Source organism: Paenibacillus dakarensis (genome assembly GCF_001373415.1).
GTDB lineage: Bacteria > Bacillota > Bacilli > Paenibacillales > Paenibacillaceae > Paenibacillus_AQ > Paenibacillus_AQ dakarensis.
On record NZ_CDSE01000066.1, the window covers coordinates 16,832 to 35,224 of the forward strand.

Annotated in this window: 23 protein-coding genes; 21 read left to right on the forward strand and 2 right to left on the reverse strand. The window is 45.5% G+C overall.

From position 1 onward, the window contains the following. The first annotated feature begins 160 nt into the window (after positions 1–160). The 3 genes from mntR to BN1234_RS16110 all read left to right on the forward strand — a co-directional run bounded on the left by mntR (position 161) and on the right by BN1234_RS16110 (position 3,272). Positions 161–586 (forward strand): transcriptional regulator MntR, encoded by a 426-nt coding sequence (gene mntR, locus BN1234_RS16100; protein WP_054957684.1) that lies wholly within the window; start codon positions 161–163, stop codon positions 584–586. Between the two features lie 78 nt (positions 587–664). Beyond that, a complete protein-coding gene (locus tag BN1234_RS16105) occupies positions 665–2,251 on the forward strand; it encodes a family 10 glycosylhydrolase (RefSeq protein ID WP_054957685.1) in 1,587 nt (528 codons plus the stop codon). A 79-nt stretch (positions 2,252–2,330) separates the two neighbouring features. Then, complete coding sequence (locus BN1234_RS16110; RefSeq protein WP_054957686.1) at positions 2,331–3,272, forward strand: patatin-like phospholipase family protein; 942 nt, start codon at positions 2,331–2,333, stop codon at positions 3,270–3,272. A gap of 44 nt (positions 3,273–3,316) precedes the next feature. Here the strand turns inward: BN1234_RS16110 and BN1234_RS16115 are convergent, their stop codons facing one another. Together BN1234_RS16115 and BN1234_RS16120 are read right to left on the reverse strand one after the other, a co-directional pair. Continuing rightward, complete coding sequence (locus tag BN1234_RS16115; protein WP_054957687.1) at positions 3,317–3,658, reverse strand: hypothetical protein; 342 nt, start codon at positions 3,656–3,658, stop codon at positions 3,317–3,319. A gap of 7 nt (positions 3,659–3,665) precedes the next feature. Further along, entirely contained in the window at positions 3,666–4,658 is a 993-nt protein-coding gene (locus BN1234_RS16120; protein WP_054957688.1) for a DUF1385 domain-containing protein, read from the reverse strand. A gap of 185 nt (positions 4,659–4,843) precedes the next feature. Here BN1234_RS16120 and BN1234_RS16125 point away from each other — a divergent pair, with 185 nt between their 5' ends. The 18 genes from BN1234_RS16125 (at position 4,844) to amaP (ending at position 18,333) form a co-directional block, all read left to right on the forward strand. Beyond that, positions 4,844–5,341 carry a YqhR family membrane protein gene (locus BN1234_RS16125; RefSeq protein WP_054957689.1) on the forward strand — a complete coding sequence of 166 codons (498 nt, stop codon included), beginning with the start codon at positions 4,844–4,846 and terminating at the stop codon, positions 5,339–5,341. A gap of 77 nt (positions 5,342–5,418) precedes the next feature. Next, a complete protein-coding gene (gene aroQ, locus BN1234_RS16130; protein WP_054957690.1) occupies positions 5,419–5,865 on the forward strand; it encodes a type II 3-dehydroquinate dehydratase in 447 nt (148 codons plus the stop codon). 34 nt (positions 5,866–5,899) lie between these two features. After that, positions 5,900–6,970, forward strand: a complete 1,071-nt coding sequence (locus BN1234_RS16135) for a M24 family metallopeptidase (protein ID WP_054957691.1) — start codon at positions 5,900–5,902, stop codon at positions 6,968–6,970. Between the two features lie 41 nt (positions 6,971–7,011). Beyond that, entirely contained in the window at positions 7,012–7,569 is a 558-nt protein-coding gene (gene efp / locus BN1234_RS16140) for an elongation factor P (RefSeq protein ID WP_054957692.1), read from the forward strand. A gap of 245 nt (positions 7,570–7,814) precedes the next feature. Continuing rightward, entirely contained in the window at positions 7,815–9,068 is a 1,254-nt protein-coding gene (locus tag BN1234_RS16145) for an aspartate kinase (RefSeq protein WP_054957705.1), read from the forward strand. Positions 9,069–9,250: 182 nt separating this feature from the next. Further along, complete coding sequence (locus BN1234_RS16150; RefSeq protein WP_054957693.1) at positions 9,251–9,517, forward strand: YqhV family protein; 267 nt, start codon at positions 9,251–9,253, stop codon at positions 9,515–9,517. 86 nt (positions 9,518–9,603) lie between these two features. Continuing rightward, complete coding sequence (gene spoIIIAA / locus BN1234_RS16155) at positions 9,604–10,602, forward strand: stage III sporulation protein AA (RefSeq protein WP_054957694.1); 999 nt, start codon at positions 9,604–9,606, stop codon at positions 10,600–10,602. Beyond that, a complete protein-coding gene (spoIIIAB, locus tag BN1234_RS16160) occupies positions 10,595–11,113 on the forward strand; it encodes a stage III sporulation protein SpoIIIAB (RefSeq protein ID WP_054957695.1) in 519 nt (172 codons plus the stop codon). The genes spoIIIAA and spoIIIAB overlap by 8 nt, the downstream gene beginning before the upstream one ends. Positions 11,114–11,127: 14 nt before the next feature. Beyond that, positions 11,128–11,331, forward strand: a complete 204-nt coding sequence (spoIIIAC, locus tag BN1234_RS16165; RefSeq protein WP_046680216.1) for a stage III sporulation protein AC — start codon at positions 11,128–11,130, stop codon at positions 11,329–11,331. A gap of 8 nt (positions 11,332–11,339) precedes the next feature. Further along, positions 11,340–11,729, forward strand: a complete 390-nt coding sequence (spoIIIAD, locus tag BN1234_RS16170; protein WP_054957696.1) for a stage III sporulation protein AD — start codon at positions 11,340–11,342, stop codon at positions 11,727–11,729. 16 nt (positions 11,730–11,745) lie between these two features. Beyond that, complete coding sequence (gene spoIIIAE, locus BN1234_RS16175; RefSeq protein WP_054957697.1) at positions 11,746–12,945, forward strand: stage III sporulation protein AE; 1,200 nt, start codon at positions 11,746–11,748, stop codon at positions 12,943–12,945. 15 nt (positions 12,946–12,960) lie between these two features. Then, the gene (gene spoIIIAF / locus BN1234_RS16180) at positions 12,961–13,683 is read left to right on the forward strand and encodes a stage III sporulation protein AF (protein ID WP_370734092.1); all 723 of its coding nucleotides are present in this window, start codon (positions 12,961–12,963) and stop codon (positions 13,681–13,683) included. A 16-nt stretch (positions 13,684–13,699) separates the two neighbouring features. After that, a complete protein-coding gene (gene spoIIIAG / locus BN1234_RS16185; RefSeq protein WP_054957699.1) occupies positions 13,700–14,338 on the forward strand; it encodes a stage III sporulation protein AG in 639 nt (212 codons plus the stop codon). 58 nt (positions 14,339–14,396) lie between these two features. Next, on the forward strand, positions 14,397–15,131 hold the full coding sequence (locus tag BN1234_RS16190; protein WP_054957700.1) for a SpoIIIAH-like family protein: 735 nt from the start codon (positions 14,397–14,399) through the stop codon (positions 15,129–15,131). 170 nt (positions 15,132–15,301) lie between these two features. Continuing rightward, the gene (gene accB, locus BN1234_RS16195) at positions 15,302–15,799 is read left to right on the forward strand and encodes an acetyl-CoA carboxylase biotin carboxyl carrier protein (RefSeq protein ID WP_054957701.1); all 498 of its coding nucleotides are present in this window, start codon (positions 15,302–15,304) and stop codon (positions 15,797–15,799) included. A gap of 53 nt (positions 15,800–15,852) precedes the next feature. After that, the gene (gene accC / locus BN1234_RS16200; RefSeq protein ID WP_054957702.1) at positions 15,853–17,196 is read left to right on the forward strand and encodes an acetyl-CoA carboxylase biotin carboxylase subunit; all 1,344 of its coding nucleotides are present in this window, start codon (positions 15,853–15,855) and stop codon (positions 17,194–17,196) included. Positions 17,197–17,317: 121 nt separating this feature from the next. After that, entirely contained in the window at positions 17,318–17,728 is a 411-nt protein-coding gene (locus BN1234_RS16205; RefSeq protein WP_054957706.1) for an Asp23/Gls24 family envelope stress response protein, read from the forward strand. A 65-nt stretch (positions 17,729–17,793) separates the two neighbouring features. Then, entirely contained in the window at positions 17,794–18,333 is a 540-nt protein-coding gene (gene amaP / locus BN1234_RS16210) for an alkaline shock response membrane anchor protein AmaP (RefSeq protein WP_054957703.1), read from the forward strand. The last annotated feature ends 60 nt before the right edge of the window (positions 18,334–18,393 follow it).

Sequence of the window (18,393 nt, forward strand, 5' to 3'; positions counted from 1 at the left end):
ATCAGGCATATTATGTGCACCGAGGCAGCCCGGAACCCGTGGCAAATATGCGAAGGACAGAGAGCAGGACTTGCCAAGTGCTCTTAGAAACATGTATCATAACATGTGCAGGTAAAAATAGATTTTAGAGTCACGTAATTTTTAGAAGAGAGGGAAAGAGATGCCGACACCCAGTATGGAGGATTATTTGGAGCGCATCTACAAGCTGATCGACGAGAAGGGATATGCGCGTGTTTCGGATATTGCCGAAGGCTTGGAGGTACACCCCTCATCCGTCACCAAAATGATTCAGAAGCTTGATAAAGATGAATATTTGATTTATGAGAAATATCGTGGTCTTGTGCTTACCAGCAAAGGCAAAAAGATGGGCAAAAGGTTAATGGCGCGTCATCAGCTGTTGGAAGAGTTCCTCGGCTTGATTGGTGTGCTGGAAGAGAATATTTATAAAGATGTAGAAGGTATAGAGCATCATCTCAGCTGGGATTCCATAACTAGAATTGAAACGCTTGTTGAGTTTTTGAAGCGGGATGAGAGCCGGATACAGGAGTTACGTGACATTCACAACGAATTAGTCAGCGAATCTTAACAGGGCATCTGTCACTGATGACAGATGCTTTTTTGCTTTATTTACCTGCAAATCTATCATTTCTGGAGGATTTATGGAATGAAAATTCGTAGATGGCTGCTTGTGATGTTCATCTTGTTGTTATGTTTCCCGTTGGTGGTTCCCTCTGCACAAGCTAAAAGTCCGGGAATCAGCATTTTTCTGGACGGAAAAAAGCTGAACAGTGATATTTCCCCATATATATTGCCCAAGGTAAATGTCACGATGGTTCCTACACGTGTCATTAGTGAAGGGCTTGGAGCACAAATCGGATGGAATCAAGGAACTAAGACCGTGACGGTCAGTAAAGATGGCATGCAGCTTGTATTGACCGCTGGACGTAACAACGCGTTAGTGAATGGAGCGACCATTTCTCTTGATGCGTCTGTCCAGATCAAAAATGGCAGAGTGATGGTTCCGCTTCGTTTTATTAGTGAGAACCTGGGACTAACGGTAAAATGGAATCAAGCCGCTCAGCAGATCTCCTTGACCCAAAATCACGCCGTTCCGCCATCGATACCGGGAAATCCTCCTGTATTCCATGAAGATAAAGTGAGCGGGGCATGGATTTCGACGGTATTTAATCTGGATTGGCCATCTGACAAGAGCAAAAACAATATGCTTAAACAACAGCAGGAATTCTCCAGCATGCTAAACACTTTGCAGGATTCTGGAATTAACACGGTTTTCGTGCAAGTTCGTCCGGCGGGAGATGCTCTGTATCCTTCCTCCTTAGTGCCCTGGTCAAAAGTTCTGACAGGCAAACAAGGGAATGACCCAGGATATGACCCATTATCCTTCATGGTAGAGGAAGCTCATAGCCGGGGGATGGAAATCCATGCATGGTTTAATCCTTTCCGTGCCAATACAGATACATCCACAGCAGGTCTTGCTCCTAATCATGTTGCTCTTCTGTATCCGGAATGGATTCTCAAGGTGAATAGCCAGCTGATGATTAATCCTGGCATACCTGAAGCACGCCAGCATATTATCGATACCATTATGGAAGTTGTTAATGGATATGATATTGACGGAATTCATCTGGATGATTATTTCTATCCTTCGAATACCACAATTAATGATGCTGCAGCTTACAAAATGTACAATCAGGGTGGATTTAAGAATATTGGTGATTGGCGCAGAAACAACATCAATACATTCGTTCAAACCCTTGGAGAGCGTATTGAACGCGTCAAGCCGGAGATTGATTTTGGCATCAGTCCGTTCGGTGTGTGGCGGAATAAATCGTCCGATCCAACGGGTTCAGATACCAAAGCAGGTGTTACGGCTTATGACAATATGTACGCAGATGTACGTACTTGGATACGTAACGGCTGGATCGACTATGTTGCTCCCCAGATTTACTGGAGTATGAATTTTGCTTCAGCAGATTATGACAAGCTGGTGGACTGGTGGGTAAACGAAGTGAGAGGTACCCAGGTGGACCTGCTCATCGGACATGCTGCCTATAAGGTGGGGGATCTGAAACAGGAGAAGAGCTGGCACAGTGCGATAGAGATCATTGCACAACTCAAATATAATGAACAATACAGCGAAATTGGTGGAAGCATCTTTTTCAGGGCCCAGAATTTATTAAACAACCCTCAAGGACTTCTTGATCAATTGAAATTATATTATCAGTCATAAATGCGCAAGTCCCAGAGGAATGAATAGTCCCCCGTCTACATACATAGTCAATAGACCATGTGAGGCGGGGGATTTCCATATGCACATCAATGCTGTATTCGAAGGTGGAGGAGTTAAGGGGATTTCATTAGCCGGAGCTGTTAAAGCAGCTGAATTAGCTGGTATCCATTTCAGCCGGGTTGCCGGAACTTCCTCGGGCTCCATTGTAGCTGCTGTGCTTGCAGCAGGGTATTCTGCGGATGAAATGAAGACAATTATTGAAGAGACTCCGTTTCAATCCTTACTTAGAAGATCGTCTGTTTTTAATACCCGGATAATCGGTCCTGCTCTAAGAGTGTTGATTAAAAAAGGATTGTATTCCGGAGAGGCACTGGAGAATTGGGTTCGCAAAATATTGCTGGAGCGAGGGGTCTTCACCTTTTCAGATATTCCATACGGGAAGCTGTATATTGTTGCTTCAGATATTACGAACGGCAAGCTTTTAGTTCTTCCCGATGACCTCAGGCAATACGGTATTAATCCCTCCACATTTCCTGTGGCCAAAGCTGTACGAATGAGCTGCAGTATTCCTTATTTTTTTGATCCGGTTATACTTCGATTGATCGGTCCCCCTGCCAGGGGCAAATCACTCAGTGAACAGTTTGTTTATATTGTCGATGGCGGTCTGTTTAGTAATTTTCCGCTGTGGCTTTTTGACCGTCATTTGAAGGAAGGACCCGAATTTCTTCCGGTAGTCGGGTTTCAAATGGTCGGAAAGAACAGAAGTGAACCGCACCAGATCAGCGGGGCGGTAAGTATGCTGACAGCTTTGGTAGAGACTATGCTGTCTGCTCAGGATGAGCGTTATATTGAGCAGCTAAATCGTGAACGGACCATTAAGATTCCTACGCTCGGCATTAGCACAACTCATTTTAATTTATCGGCAGAGGAGAGCATGAAATTATACGATTCCGGTTTAAAGGCAGGTAAACAGTTCTTCGCCGCTTGGCAGCCCAATAATCCGCCAGGTATCACGAAATAAAAAACCCATCCGACATGTGCATGAAGCGCTGCCGGATGGGTTTTCTAGTGATATTTCGGTAAATCATCGGGTGGGTCATTCTTGCCTTTTTGGCCGTCGATGACCTGAAAAGGATAATGCTTTCGTTTTGGAGAAGGATTGCTGCTTTTGCGGGCCTTACTTGACTTTGCTGCCATTTTAGCGGCAGTTCGCTTAGAAGGCTTCACTTTCGGATGCTTCTTCGCACCAAAACGGGTAGGCGGAAACTTGTAGAGCAGGAATACGACGCCTACAACAATTACTGGAATGAACATCGCCGGTGATAAAGGATCTCTTAAGAAACCTAACACAATTAGTACAGCTATAGCCCCCAAAAACACCTTATCTTTCAATCTCAGCCTTTTCATGGATTATTCATCCTTTCGCGGGATCCAAAACACTTCCTGATAGAGGCTGCTGAACTGATACTTTATCATATTGAGCATCCAGCTCACGCATCCGGTTGAAGGAGGCGATGGATACTTCTACTTGATCATCGGTTGGCTCTTTCGTGGTTAATAGTTGAAGCCACAGTCCCGGATAACCTAAGTAACGAAGCACCGGAACTTCTCTGATTGAATTCGTAAACTTCAAGAACTCAAAGGATATGCCGAGTACAACCGGCAGAAGCACGATCCTTTGGATGATTCGTTCTGTCAGCGTATCCCAAGGCACGACAGAGTAAATAACAACACCCAGGACGATTGTAAGCATCATAAAGCTGCTGCCGCAGCGGTAATGCAAACGCGTATATTTCTGTACATTTTTAACGGTCAATTCCTCACCGGCTTCAAATGCAGAGATGACTTTATGTTCCGCACCATGATACTGGAATAATCTCTTGATGACAGGAGTAAGCGAAATGGCCCACAGATAAGCCAGAAGCAAGATCAGCTTAATAATGCCTTCTACTAGATTATGAAGAACATAATGATCAAATGAATTGCCAAACAAAAAATCTTCAACAAACACAGGAACAAGCGTGAACAGTAATTTACCGAAAATAAATGACAGTACACTGACGGCAGCGACACCAATAATCATGCTGAGACTCCAGCCGGAGTCTTCTTTTTCTTTCTGCTGTTCGCGTTCCTCAGGTTCCATTGTATCGTCAGCATAGGCATCTGCTGAGAAGTTAAGGTGCTTGGACCCCTTAATGCTAGAATCTATAAGGCTGATGATGCCGCGAAGAAGCGGAACTTTGCGCAGTTTGCGAACCCAGGTCTTGTCTTCACGAGGCACCTCTAGAAACTTGATTTCGTTGTTTTTTCTCCGAACTGCTGTGACGTTTACATGCTTGCCGCCGAACATAACGCCCTCGATGACGGCTTGGCCACCGTAGCTTACCGGAGTTGACTTTTGGGACAACCATTTCACCTTCCTGTCTAATGTTAAGAACTTTATTATTTATAGTACCATTGTATCGAATTTTTGAAGTAATTTCTAGTTGGATTAGCCTTTCTAGAAAGGAGCATAATAATTACCGAATTGAGGCAGCTTTAGAATATGCCTTAAAAACTGATAACGAACGTTTGAGAGGAGAACTGCCAAGCATGAGTCAAATGCAGCATCGATCAGAGAAAATCCGCACCAATCGATTTTTGTTTGCGTTAGAGTTAGGGTTTTATGCGGGCCTGATCTGGGGAGGAATTCGCTGGATATTCTATGCTCTTCATTTTACCACGATTGTTCCAGGCTTTTTGTTAGAGCCGTATTTTAAACATTCCTTTCTAAAAAGTATGGAAGGACAGGCCCTAGGTTGGATATCTTTTATCGCTCTGTCCATTATAGCTTCGATGTTATATGTGTTTTTGTTTCGTAAGGCAAAAGGTCCATGGCCGGGAATAGCATATGGCGTAATATGGTGGGCTGTGCTCTTCTTTGCCTTGACACCATTATTGCATATGACATTACCGATGAACCGCCTGTCGTGGGATACGAAAATTTCTGAAATTTGCCTGTTTTTACTGTGGGGATTGTTCATTGGCTATACAACGGCAGAGGAATATACGGATGAACGAGCAAGAGAACCTGAAGAGGTGCTGGGCTGACGCAAAAAAACTTCTCAAGAAGATACCGCCTATGGTAAAATAGCATTTGGTTATTTGACGAAAAGGTGGGGAACCCCATGAAATCCGTATGGGTCATCAACGGACCGAACTTGAACTTGTTAGGTATTCGTGAACCAGGAATATATGGATCGCTCAGCCTCCAAAGTATCGAGGATCGTTTACGTAAATTGGCGGACAACGCCGGAATCGATATTACCTTCTATCAATCGAACCATGAGGGCGCTATTATCGACCGGATTCATGAAGCAATGGGACAGGCAGACGGGATATTGTTAAATCCGGGCGCTCTGACTCATTACAGCTATGCAGTTCGGGATGCGATAAGCTCTGTAAAGATTCCGACGGTGGAAGTCCATCTATCCAACATCCATGCCAGAGAGACCTTTCGACATACCTCGGTTATTGCTCCGGTTTGTGCGGGACAGATTTCCGGATTTGGGGCTGCGAGTTATGAACTGGGAATCCACGCACTTCTGGATGTTCTGGAACAACCGAATTCGTAAAGTAGTGTTTTAAGCGGGAGAGGAGACGGAGTAAATGGCTAACAAACGGGTTAAACAACTGCGTGTCATGTTACAGGAACAGGGATTGTCGGCAATGCTTGTCGCAAGTCCGATTAACCGGCGTTATTTGACAGGGTTTACCGGATCAGCAGGGTATGTGCTTATTACGCGTAACCAATCTTATCTGTTAACTGATTTCCGCTATATGACACAGGCTCCTCAGCAGGCGATCGGGTTTAAAGTCATCGAGCATGGCGCAAATGTTATGGATACGGTAAAAGAACTTCTTGCTGCGGAAGGGATTACATCCCTGGGATTCGAGCAAGAGCATGTTACATATGCAGTTTTTACCGGCTATACCGAACAGCTTAAGCCGGTAACTCTGACTCCGGTTTCAGGTCTTGTGGAACAGCTGCGTGTATTTAAGGACAGTGATGAATTGCAGGTAATGCAGCGTGCGGCGGACCTTGCAGATGCAACCTTCAGTCATGTCTTAAATATAGTGGAAGCTGGAAAGACAGAGCGTGAAATCGATTTGCAAATGGAGATGTTCATGCGTAGTCACGGTGCGTCTTCTTCATCGTTTGACACGATTGTCGCGTCTGGCGAGCGCTCTGCATTGCCTCACGGTGTTGCAAGTGATCGTGTTATCCAGGGGAATGAATTTATCACATTTGATTTTGGCGCGCTTCTGGATGGATATTGCTCCGATCTTACGAGAACCATCGCGATTGGAACACCAGACCCGAAACTGAAAGAGATTTATGACATTGTACTGGAAGCACAATTGCACGCTTTGGACCATATCAAGCCAGGTATGACAGGGCGGGAAGCTGATGCTTTGACCCGTGATATCATTACTAAGTATGGTTATGGTGAATATTTTGGTCACAGTACAGGTCATGGTCTTGGGATGGAGGTCCATGAATCTCCGCGACTGTCCAAGGCAAGTGATGATGTGCTTAAACCAGGTATGGTTGTTACCGTAGAGCCAGGCATTTATTTGCCTGGTCTTGGCGGGGTTCGAATCGAAGATGATATTGTGATCACCGAAACGGGTATTCATATCTTGACGAGCTCGAACAAAAAGTTTACGGCTCTTTAAGAAACCAGCGGATCAATGAACTAATTTTAGGAGGGAATCGAATGATTTCAGTCAACGATTTTAAAACAGGATTAACCGTAGAAGTAGATGGAGATATTTTTACCGTATTGGATTTTCAGCACGTTAAGCCGGGTAAAGGAGCAGCGTTTGTTCGTTCCAAGCTGAAAAACCTTCGTAACGGCAACACCGTGGAGAAAACCTTCCGTGCAGGTGAGACCATTGGTCGTGCACAAATCGAGAACCGTGGTGTTCAATATCTGTATGCAAGTGGTCAAGAGCATGTATTTATGGACAACGAAACTTATGACCAATTCAGCTTGACTAATGAGCAGCTGGAATGGGAATTGAACTTCCTGAAAGAGAACATGAATGTTAATATCATCAGCTACCAGGGAGAAATTTTGGGAATTAACCTGCCTAACAGCGTAGAGCTGAAGGTTGTTGAAACAGAGCCTGGTGTTAAAGGTAATACGGCTCAAGGTGCTACAAAGAATGCTAAATTGGAAACGGGTCTTAATGTACAGGTTCCGCTCTTTATTAATGAAGAGGATGTTCTGTTGATTGATACTCGTGAAGGCAAATATATCTCCCGCGCATAATGGGTTAAACTAAAGCAAGGACTGTCTCAAGAGTTGTTTTCAACTTTTGGACAGTCTTTTTTTTTTGCAATTTACCAATTTAGATATAAAAGAGATGATTTAGCGTCAGGCTAATAAGGTTTTGTCGAAAAATCTGGATGATGTCTGAAATAATCTTGACGAAACCAAGCATTTTCGTATTATACTGTGTTAAAGCGAAAAACCAAAATGATACATATGAATAAGAGTGGGGAGTGAAGGAAGCATTGTCACTGTATGTCATGAAATTCGGGGGCAGTTCGGTTGGAGATGTTGAACGTATGCAGCGCGTCGCCCGAAGAATCGTAGAGAAGCAAGATGAAGGTCACCAGTGTGTGGTAGTCGTATCGGCCATGGGGGATACCACTGACGAGTTAATAGACCAGTCCAAATTGTTGAATCCTAATCCTCCAGCACGTGAGATGGATATGTTAATGACAACAGGTGAACAGATTTCCATGTCCCTGTTATCAATGGCAATCCATAGCCTGGGACGCGAAGCGGTATCATACACAGGATGGCAGGCAGGATTTCGTACAGAGCCGATTCATGGAAAAGCTAGAATTACAGATATTACACCAATACGTGTCAATAAAGCCCTGGATGAAGGGAAAATTGTTATTGTAGCTGGCTTCCAAGGGATGACGGATGACGGTGAAATTACTACACTCGGCCGCGGTGGATCAGATACAACAGCGGTTGCGCTGGCTGCAGCGATTCATGCTGATGTATGCGAGATTTACACGGATGTGGATGGCATTTATTCTACAGATCCGCGAGTTGTAAAATGCGCCCGCAAGCTGAATGAGATTTCCTACGATGAAATGCTGGAACTTGCAAACCTTGGTGCCGCTGTTTTGCATCCAAGAGCCGTAGAGTATGCGAAGCATAATCAGGTAAAGCTTGTTGTCAGATCCAGCTTTAATAATAACGAAGGAACGGTTGTTAAGGAGGAAGCAAGCATGGAACAAGGGGTTGTAGTAAGCGGAATTGCTTACGATAAAAATGTTGCGAGAATCAGTATTTTGGGAGTAGGCGATTTCCCCGGGGTGTTGGCTAAAATGTTCGGGGAGCTTGCTAAGGAAGGAATCGATGTAGATATTATCGTTCAGAGCGGTGTTATGAATGGTGAGGCCGATTTCTCCTTCACCGTATCTTTAGCGGATCGGGAACGCGCGCTGTCAGTCATTCAAGGCATTCGCGAAGAGCTTCCTTTCCGTGAAGTGACTTCAGAGGATAACCTGGTGAAGGTGTCCATCGTCGGGGCTGGTATGGTCAGCCATCCAGGTGTTGCTGCACAGATGTTTGATGTAATTTCAAGAGAAAATGTCAGCATCAAGATGGTAAGTACATCTGAAATTAAGGTATCCTGTGTCATTGATGGCACCAACCTGCAAAAGGTAGTTCAGGCGCTTCATACCGCGTACGGACTTGATACCGACCAGCAGGCTGCCGTTGGCGGTCCTCAGGTGCGAAGATAAAATTCATATTGATTTATATTTTTAATCCCGGTCTTTCACAGGCCGGGATTTTTTGCGTTCATGATCTATGAGATTTAGGAAAAGTAGAGATAAATCAAGAGAAGGCAGCATATTTTAACACAGCCATCATTTTTACAGGGATATGTAAAATGCTAACACCAATTAACAAGGAGGCTATAAGCATGTTGGACAAGTATGTAACCGGAATGGCATCTCTCCGGATCTTATCGGGAAGCTTGGAGATTATAGCAGCATTAATCATGCTCAGGCTCAATCAAGTTGAAAAGGCACTTGCACTGAATACAGCATTGGCTTTTACAGGGCCTCTCATCCTGATTCTAACGACCACAATCGGGCTCGTTGGTATGGCCGACAAGTTATCTTGGGGGAAAATCGGTTGGGTCTTATGCGGTGTTACCATACTTTTATACGGGATACTAAAAAAATGATAGATTCGCTGCATAAATGCAGAGTACAAGCATACATATGGGATTAAGAAGTACTTCAAGATAAGTACAGCTTGGGGGATGCTGATATGACAATGAATTGGCTGGAGCTGTTTCCCGATAACGTAAAGCGGCTTCTGCAGAACCTGCCTAGAGGTGTACTTGAAAGCGTGGAAGAAATCCGAATCCGGGAGGATCGGCCGCTGGAAGTCAATGCAGGGGGCAAATTTCACTATCTAAGCCCGGAGGGAAAACTGATATTACAACCTGAAAATGCGTACAAGCCAAGCCGGGAAGATGGTCACAGACTGCTGGATTTGATAAGCAACCATTCTCTTTACACGATGGAAGAAGAGCTTAGAAAAGGGTTCATCACCATACCTGGAGGACACCGAGTCGGGCTGACAGGAAGGACTGTACTGAGTGGGGGCAGGGTTGAGCATATCCGGGATATAAGCGGATTTAATGTCCGCGTTGCCAGGGAAATCAAGGGGGCAGCAGATAAGGTATTGCCTTATCTGCTTGATATGAAGCGTAAGAGAGTGTACCACACGCTGATCCTGTCCCCGCCTCAACACGGAAAAACAACTCTCCTGCGGGACTTGGCGAGACAGATCAGTTCAGGATTCTGGGGGAGGTCGAATGTCCGCTGGCCCGGGATGAAGGTAGGGATTGTTGATGAGCGGTCGGAAATTGCCGGTTGTCAGCGAGGGGTGCCGGGGTTTGATGTTGGACCGAGAACCGATGTGCTTGATGGATGTCCTAAAGCGGAGGGGATGATGATGCTGCTGCGCTCGATGTCGCCGGATGTGTTGATTGTAGATGAAATCGGCAGGCCGGAGGATGCTGAGGCTGTTACCGAAGCTTTACATGCCGGGATTAGCGTCATCGCAACAGCCCATGGCTCCTCGGTTCAGGATATGAGGGGACGTCCTGCACTCGCGGGTCTTGTGGAAAACCGGATGTTTGAAATGTATACGGTGCTTACACGAAGCGGGGATGATCGGGCATTTCGTTTTCAGGATCGTGGACAGCGGACGCTTCAGATATCCGGAACTGGTCGATTGGACGGTGATGCTCATGATTAAATTACTCGGAGCAGCCATTGTAATCGTCTCCGCAACATTAGCAGGCTTTTTTCAGGCGGGTCAATTCGCATCCAGACCAAGGCAGATACGCGAGCTCATTCTTGCATTACAGCGGCTGGAGACTGAGATAAGTTATGGCTTTACCCCGCTGCCTGAAGCTCTGCTGCGCATAGGAAGCAATATGCGGGAGCCAATGAAATCTTTATTTGAGACGGCAGCGAGAAATATGAGTCCGCAGTATGGTTTATCCGCTCAAGAAAGTATTCGTAAAGCTTTAAACGCACATTGGAGACGGACCAGCATGAAATCCGCCGAACGAGAAGCGTTGGAGCAGCTAAGCAGCGTGCTTGGCACCAGCGACAGGCAGGACCAGATGAAGCATATAGCACTTGCCGCCAGTCAGCTCAAGCACGAGGAGGCCGCGGCAAGAGAGGACCAGGCGAAGTATGAAAAAATGAGCAAAAGCTTGGGACTGCTTGTTGGAGCATTGATCGTCATTTTGATCTTTTAGCGAGGTGCCAAGAAATGAACATTGAAGTGAATGCCATTTTCCAGATAGCAGGGATCGGCATCATCATTGCCATGATTCATACCGTACTTAAGCAAATGGGAAAAGAAGATATGGCACATTGGGTCACACTTATCGGGTTTGTGGTTGTCCTGTTTATGGTCGTACGATTACTGGATGATCTGCTTCAGGAAATAAAGACGATATTTCTCTTTCAGTAGGCAGACCTATGGATATTATCCAGATTGTCGGATTCGGCCTGTTATCTACCGTTCTTATTCTCGTCCTTAAAGAGCAGAAACCTATCTTTGCTTTTTTACTGGCAGCAGCAACAAGTATCACTATCTTTCTATTCCTTGTCGGCAAAATCGGAAATGTTATACAGATGCTGGAGAATCTCGCGAAGAGCTCAGGTGTTCAGATTATCTATCTGAAGACTGTTTTGAAAATAATAGGAATTGCTTATATCGCCGAAATGGGTGCACAGGTCGTAAGGGATGCTGGTCAGGAATCCATTGCCTCCAAGATCGAAATGGCTGGAAAGGTTTTGATACTTCTACTCGCTGTTCCGATCATCAGCATTATTATCGAGACGGTCTTGAAGCTCCTTCCGGCTTGAGAGAGCGGGGGATGACATGAGCGGACGTCAACAAGTTCACCGAGGACCCTTGATGAGGCTGCTAATGCTTCTGCTCCTGCTTTTACTAACAGGAATGAGCAATACAGTGTTCGCAGACACTCCGGCTGACCAAATTGTTGAAGAACAGACGAAAGAACTTCCCACAGATCAGGTGGAGCAATACTGGAATCAATTAATGAAGGATTACGGAGGTTTTTTTCCGGAAGGAAAAACGCCGGCACTGATGGATATGCTGCTCCCGGGGGGCCAGGGTTTAAGTTTTAAAAATGTACTGAGCGGCATCGGAAATTTTATGTGGCATGAAGTGTTGTATAACGGCAGGCTGCTTGCAACGATTGTTATGCTGAGTATTCTGAGCATGATCCTCGAAAACCTGCAGACCGCATTTGAGAAGAGCACCATCAGTCAGGTTGCTTATACCATCTGCTACATGGTAGTGCTTGTTATCGCAGTTAACAGCTTCAACATTGCAATTGGATATGCAAAGGAAGCCATTGACAGAATGATTGATTTTATGATGGCGATGCTCCCACTGCTGTTCGCGCTGCTGGCCTCTATGGGTAACATTGTTACCGTGTCCGTAACCCACCCGCTGGTCATTTTTATGGTTCATACCGTAGGAACCTTGATCAGTACTATCGTGTTTCCCCTGCTGTTCTTCTCAGCGCTGCTTCATCTTGTAAGCTCACTATCCGAGAAGTACAAGCTAACCCAGCTTGCAAATCTTTTGAGAGGAATTGGCATGGGAGTGCTGGGGGTTCTGCTTACCGTGTTTCTCGGGGTGATTTCGGTACAGGGAATAACAAGCTCAGTAACGGACGGGGTGACGATACGAACAGCGAAGTATGTTACGGGAAATTTTGTGCCCGTTGTCGGCAAAATGTTCGCGGATGCGACAGATACAGTCATCTCAGCGTCTCTTTTGGTCAAAAACTCGATAGGGCTTGCGGGTGTCATCATTCTTCTGTTCCTGTGCGCTTTTCCGGCGATCAAAATTCTTGTGCTGGCGCTCATATACAATGTTGCTGGTGCGGTTATGCAGCCATTAGGTGATTCGCCCATTGTCACCTGCCTTCAAACGATCGGGAAAACCATGCTGTTCGTATTTGCAGCTTTGGCAACGGTCAGTATGATGTTTTTTCTGGCCATCACAATCATGTTAACCGCAGCCAATATAACGGTCATGATGAGGTAGTTACCGAAGGAGGGAATGCAAGTGGGGTGGCTTGGCGAATGGTTAAAGAGTGTCATTATGGTCGTTATGTTCGCAGCCTTCGTCGAGCTGATCCTTCCGGGTAAGGCTATGCGGCGCTACGCCAGACTGGTGCTGAGCATGCTGATCTTATTAGCTCTTCTACGTCCAGTTATTAATTTGCTGACGGTTTCACCCGAACGGCAGCTCGCTTTGGAGCTGATGCAGATGGAGAACGGTCCAAATACACCCAAAACAGCGGGGCTTGAGTCCATTCTTGCCCAGGCAGAGCAGTTGAAGCTTGTTCAGCAGCGTCAAAGCCTGCAGTGGGCTGCGCAGGAGGTGGCCAAGCAGATGAAGGAGCAGATTGCAGCGGAGACAGGAGAGCAGGTGGGAGAAGTTCAAGTGGTCCTGGCAGCACCTAAGGATTCCGCAGGCAGTGTAAAAATTACATACGTAGAAGTCAAGCTTCGAGATCAGGAAAAGGCAGGAGCAGACAAGAATGATGGGTCGGGTGAACATCATGGCGTGAAGCCGGTAGATCCCATTCGGGTGAGCGTCGGAATGAAAATGGATGATTCCAGCAATGACCTCCCGAGCGAACAAAACTCAATCAAAGCTGATAGGGAAGCGGATACCAGAGCGGGTCCAATCAGGGACTTATTAAGCAGCAGATGGAATTTGACGCCTGAACAGATAGAGATATGGTCGGTTGACAGTGAAGCCAATACCAAATTGTAAATGGGGGTGAAGATCGTTGGGGAACTGGATGAAGAAGATAGAACAATGGCTTGGCGGAGGAACTGGCGGTGCAAAAAAAATGCAGACGTTAAGATGGTTGATCATACTGGGTCTCATAGGGATTGCCATTATGCTGTTTAATTCCTTCGTTCATGTTAAGAAGCTCGATAATGAAAACATTGGCAGAGAACCGCCGGATACGACAGTAAATACATCTCCTCAAGCTCCCTCAGGAAACAGTATCAGTGAATTTGGCAGCATTGAGCAGGAGTTCGAGCACAGGACAAAAGTTATGCTTGAGCAGATTGTAGGTGTCGGTGATGTCAATGTCATGGTAACGGTAGAATCCACCGAAGAGATTGTTATTCAGAAAAATGTGAAGGATACCCAGGAACTGACGGAGGAGAATGACGCGAATGGCGGAAAAAGGCATGTAACAAGTTATACCCGAGATGGACAGATTGTAACATACGATTCTGCAGGCGATCAGACTCCAATTGTAACGAAGAAAGTAAAGCCACAAGTGAGGGGGGTGCTGGTTGTCGCTAAGGGAGCAGAAAACGAGATCGTACGCCGTTTGATTGTCGACGCCGTTCAAAGAGGATTGAATGTTCCAAGCTATAAAATATCGGTTGTGCCGCGCAAGCAGGAATAGATATTTTTGATGACCCGATCGTTACTTATGCAGTTATTTAAAGGAGGAAGCATGTTAAATGAATAATAAAAGACAAACAATCTGGTTAGTTTCGATGTTAAGCCTAATGGTCGTTCTCTCCGCGTATTACCTGTTTACAGAGGATTCCGGGACAACCGCTCCGCCGGTTGCGGACAGCGCTCAGGTGAGCAATCAAGAGGGTATGAATACTGCTTCTGTTGAAGAGCTTGTTACGAATGAAGTTATTCCTGAAAACAAGACTAATGATTTAGGAGCGGGTGAAGTCTCCGGCAGTTCGGCAAATAACAAAAACGCAAAGAGTGAAAAAGCTGCAGATCCGAAAGACCCTAAGGTAGACGCCAATGTAAATGAATCTAAATCAGGAGAAACAGTAAAAACAGAAGAGGATGTACTTAAGCAAATGGCCGCAAATACGAATTCTGCTGCCAGCAAATTAGAGTCATACATGCTGGATCGCGCGAACGAGAACACAAAGCTCCATGATGAACTTATGACCAAGCTCGGCAACCAAGAGAGTTCAGCTGAAGAGACCGCCCAAGTGACAGAACAGCTTAAAAAATTGGAGGAGCGGGAGGAAATATTACTGAGCCTTGAAGAAGAACTTCAGCAGAAATTCGAAAATGCCGTAGTGAAAGAAGAGAACGGCAGATATAACGTTGTTGTTCTTGGAGAGAAGCTTGATAATAAAGGTGCTGCAGATATCGTTGACAAGGTGATGAGTGAATTGAAAGTAGGCCAGGATAAAGTAAGCGTACAGCTCGTTAAACCTTAACTTTCTGAAAGACCGGCAGATGATTCCGATTCTCTTAACCCAAAAATGAAAGAGTCCGGGGGAATCTCTTGGACTCTTTCCATTTCATTGGATTATGATATAATACTCTAAGCTATTGACTGGCTGTTCGAAGCAAGGCTTCTAAGAAAGTGAAGGAGTGAGAGTCGAGAATGTTTAAGTTAAACGATATTAAGGAACTGATCAAGCTAGTGGATGAGACTACGGTGCAGGAACTTGAAATTGAGAGCGAAGGCACGCGTTTATCCATTAAGAAACCAAGTGCTCCAGAGGTTGTAAGCCTTCAGGCGGCTCCACAAGCGTTTATTTCTGCGCCTCAAATTCAGCAACAGGCTGTTTTGCCGTCTGCTGCAGGAAGCCAAACAGAAACCGCAGCTCAATCTTCTGCTGCTGTGGACGCATCAAGTTCATTACATAAAATTGTATCTCCAATGGTAGGCACCTTTTACCGTTCCCCGTCCCCAGAAGCTTCCGCCTTTGTAAGCTCCGGTGACCGGGTTGATGAAAAAACAACCGTTTGTATCATCGAAGCGATGAAGCTTATGAATGAGCTCGAAGCTGAAATTAAAGGTGAAATCGTGGAAGTTCTTGCCCAAAATGGACAACTGGTTGAATTCGGACAGCCTCTATTCCTGGTGAGACCGGATTGACATCCTTGCTCGCTGAGAAACAGAGTTATTTGAGTCCGAAGGAGGATAATTGCATGACATTTCATAAAGTGTTGATTGCGAACCGGGGAGAGATTGCGGTTCGAATCATTCGGGCATGCCATGAGCTTGGGATATCTACGGTGGCTGTTTATTCAGAGCCGGATCGTGATTCCCTCCATGTTCGTCTTGCCGACGAAGCTTATTGTATTGGTCCAACGTTATCAAAAGACAGCTATTTAAACTTTACTAATATTATGAGCATTGCAACGTTAACTGAATGTGATGCAATTCACCCTGGATATGGATTTCTTGCTGAAAATGCAGATTTCGCAGAAATATGTGAATCCTGCAACATCACATTTATCGGCCCTTCAGCCGATGCGATTACCCGTATGGGGGACAAGGCCGTTGCCAAGCAGACGATGAAGGATGCCGGGGTTCCGGTTATACCGGGTTCAGATGGACTCGTTGATAATTTGGATGAGGCCATTATGCTTGGTCGGGATATTGGATATCCTATAATTATCAAAGCTACTGCCGGTGGCGGAGGTAAAGGAATCCGAATTGCGGAAGATGAAGAGTCTCTTGTCAAGCAGATTACTGCAGCTCAGCAGGAGGCTCAGAAATCTTTTGGTAATGCGGGTGTTTATCTGGAGAAATTTTTAACCGGCATGAAGCACGTAGAGATACAGATCATGGCTGACAAACATGGGAATGCCGTGCATTTGGGCGAACGTGACTGTTCGGTGCAGCGCCGCCGTCAGAAACTTGTTGAGGAAGCTCCTTGTCCCGTGCTGACTGAAGAGGTACGTGAACGAATGGGGAATGCAGCTGTTCGTGCAGCTAAAGCCGTTAATTATTCCGGAGCAGGAACACTTGAATTCTTGCTGGGTCCGGATGGACAGTTTTATTTCATGGAGATGAACACCCGGATTCAGGTTGAACACCCGGTTACCGAAATGGTTACAGGTGTTGATCTGATTAAAGAAATGATCTCGGTCGCTGAAGGTCATCCGCTGTCCTTTACTCAAGATGAGGTTGTGATCAACGGTTGGTCCATTGAATGTCGTATCAATGCGGAGAATCCGGATAAGGGTTTTATGCCTGCACCGGGAACCATTCAGTTTTATTTGCCTCCAGGCGGTCCGGGGGTGAGGGTGGATAGTGCGGCTTATCCAGGATATACAATTTCACCTTACTATGATTCGATGATAGCGAAGCTGATTGTATGGGCTCCGACCCGTGAAGAAGCGATTGCGAAGATGAAGCGTGCGCTTATGGAGTTTGAGATTGAAGGGATCTACACTACAATTCCTTTCCATCAGAAGCTGCTGAATCATCCTACGTTTTTGAAGGGTGACTTTGATATCAAGTTTTTAGAAGAAAACGAAATTTAATATGCTTTTTGTCGTTTGTCATAAGCATATACAGATGATATAGTAAGTTTAATAATAAGACACGTATGCCTAAAATTCTGCTGCATACGCAAACTTATTTTGAAAGGTGTGTTGAGACATGGTGGATTCTTTACCAACGGAATTTGAACGCACGGAGATCGGACAAATTCAAATTGCTCCAGAAGTAATTGAAGTAATTGCAGGGCTTGCGACGGTTGAGGTTCGGGGCGTTGCTGGCATGAGCGGCGGATTTGCAGGAGGAATCGTCGAATTGCTGGGACGAAAGAACCTTTCTAAAGGTGTTTCGGTTGAGGTAGGCCAGCGTGAAGCAGCTGTAGATGTATCCGTAATTGTGGAATACGGACATCGTCTTCCTGAAGTAGCGGGAGAAATTCAGCGTAATGTGAAACGCTCTATCGAGAATATGACCGGGCTTACGGTTGTGGAGGTCAATGTACATATTCACGATGTTCATTTTGCGAAATCATCGGAAAAGAGCGAAGACTTGGATATGGTTCAGCGAGTGAAATAATGCAGTACCCCTAACCCCCGGCAGAGATGTCGAGGGTTTAATCTAATTTTAAGGAGGCTGTGCTCATGGCGAAAATTGTGGACAGACTTTTGCTGTTCATATACAGCCTAAGTATCGGCGTCATTTCTGTAGTTGCCATACTCCTTTTGAGCGGTGTTATACCTTATGAATTAACGCATGCTCAAGAACAGCGTCTCTTTTTGATCGCAATAATTACAGCTGCAGTGCTGTTTTTGATCAGTATTCGATTTTTCTATATCTCAATTCGACGTGACCGAACGGTAATGCACTCGATCGATCAGCGGACAGAGTTTGGGGATATTCAAATTTCGGTCGAGACAATTGAGAATCTTTGCCTGAAGGCTGCTTCCAGAGTACGTGGAATAAAGGATCTGAAATCACGTATCAAGGTATCGCAGGCTGGGCTCGAGATTGCGATCCGCGCTGTCGTTGATGGTGAGGAATCGATTCCGGCTTTAACTACGGATGTGCAGAAACAGGTTCATGATTTTGTAGAGGATACAACAGGGATTCCGGTATCAAGTGTATCCGTGTATATAGCTAATGTAGTTCAGGCACCGAGCTTCAAGAGCAGAGTAGAATAGAGGTGAATTCCCCAAGATGCCATGGAAACAATTGTGGGAGAGTCACGGCGGGAGAATATT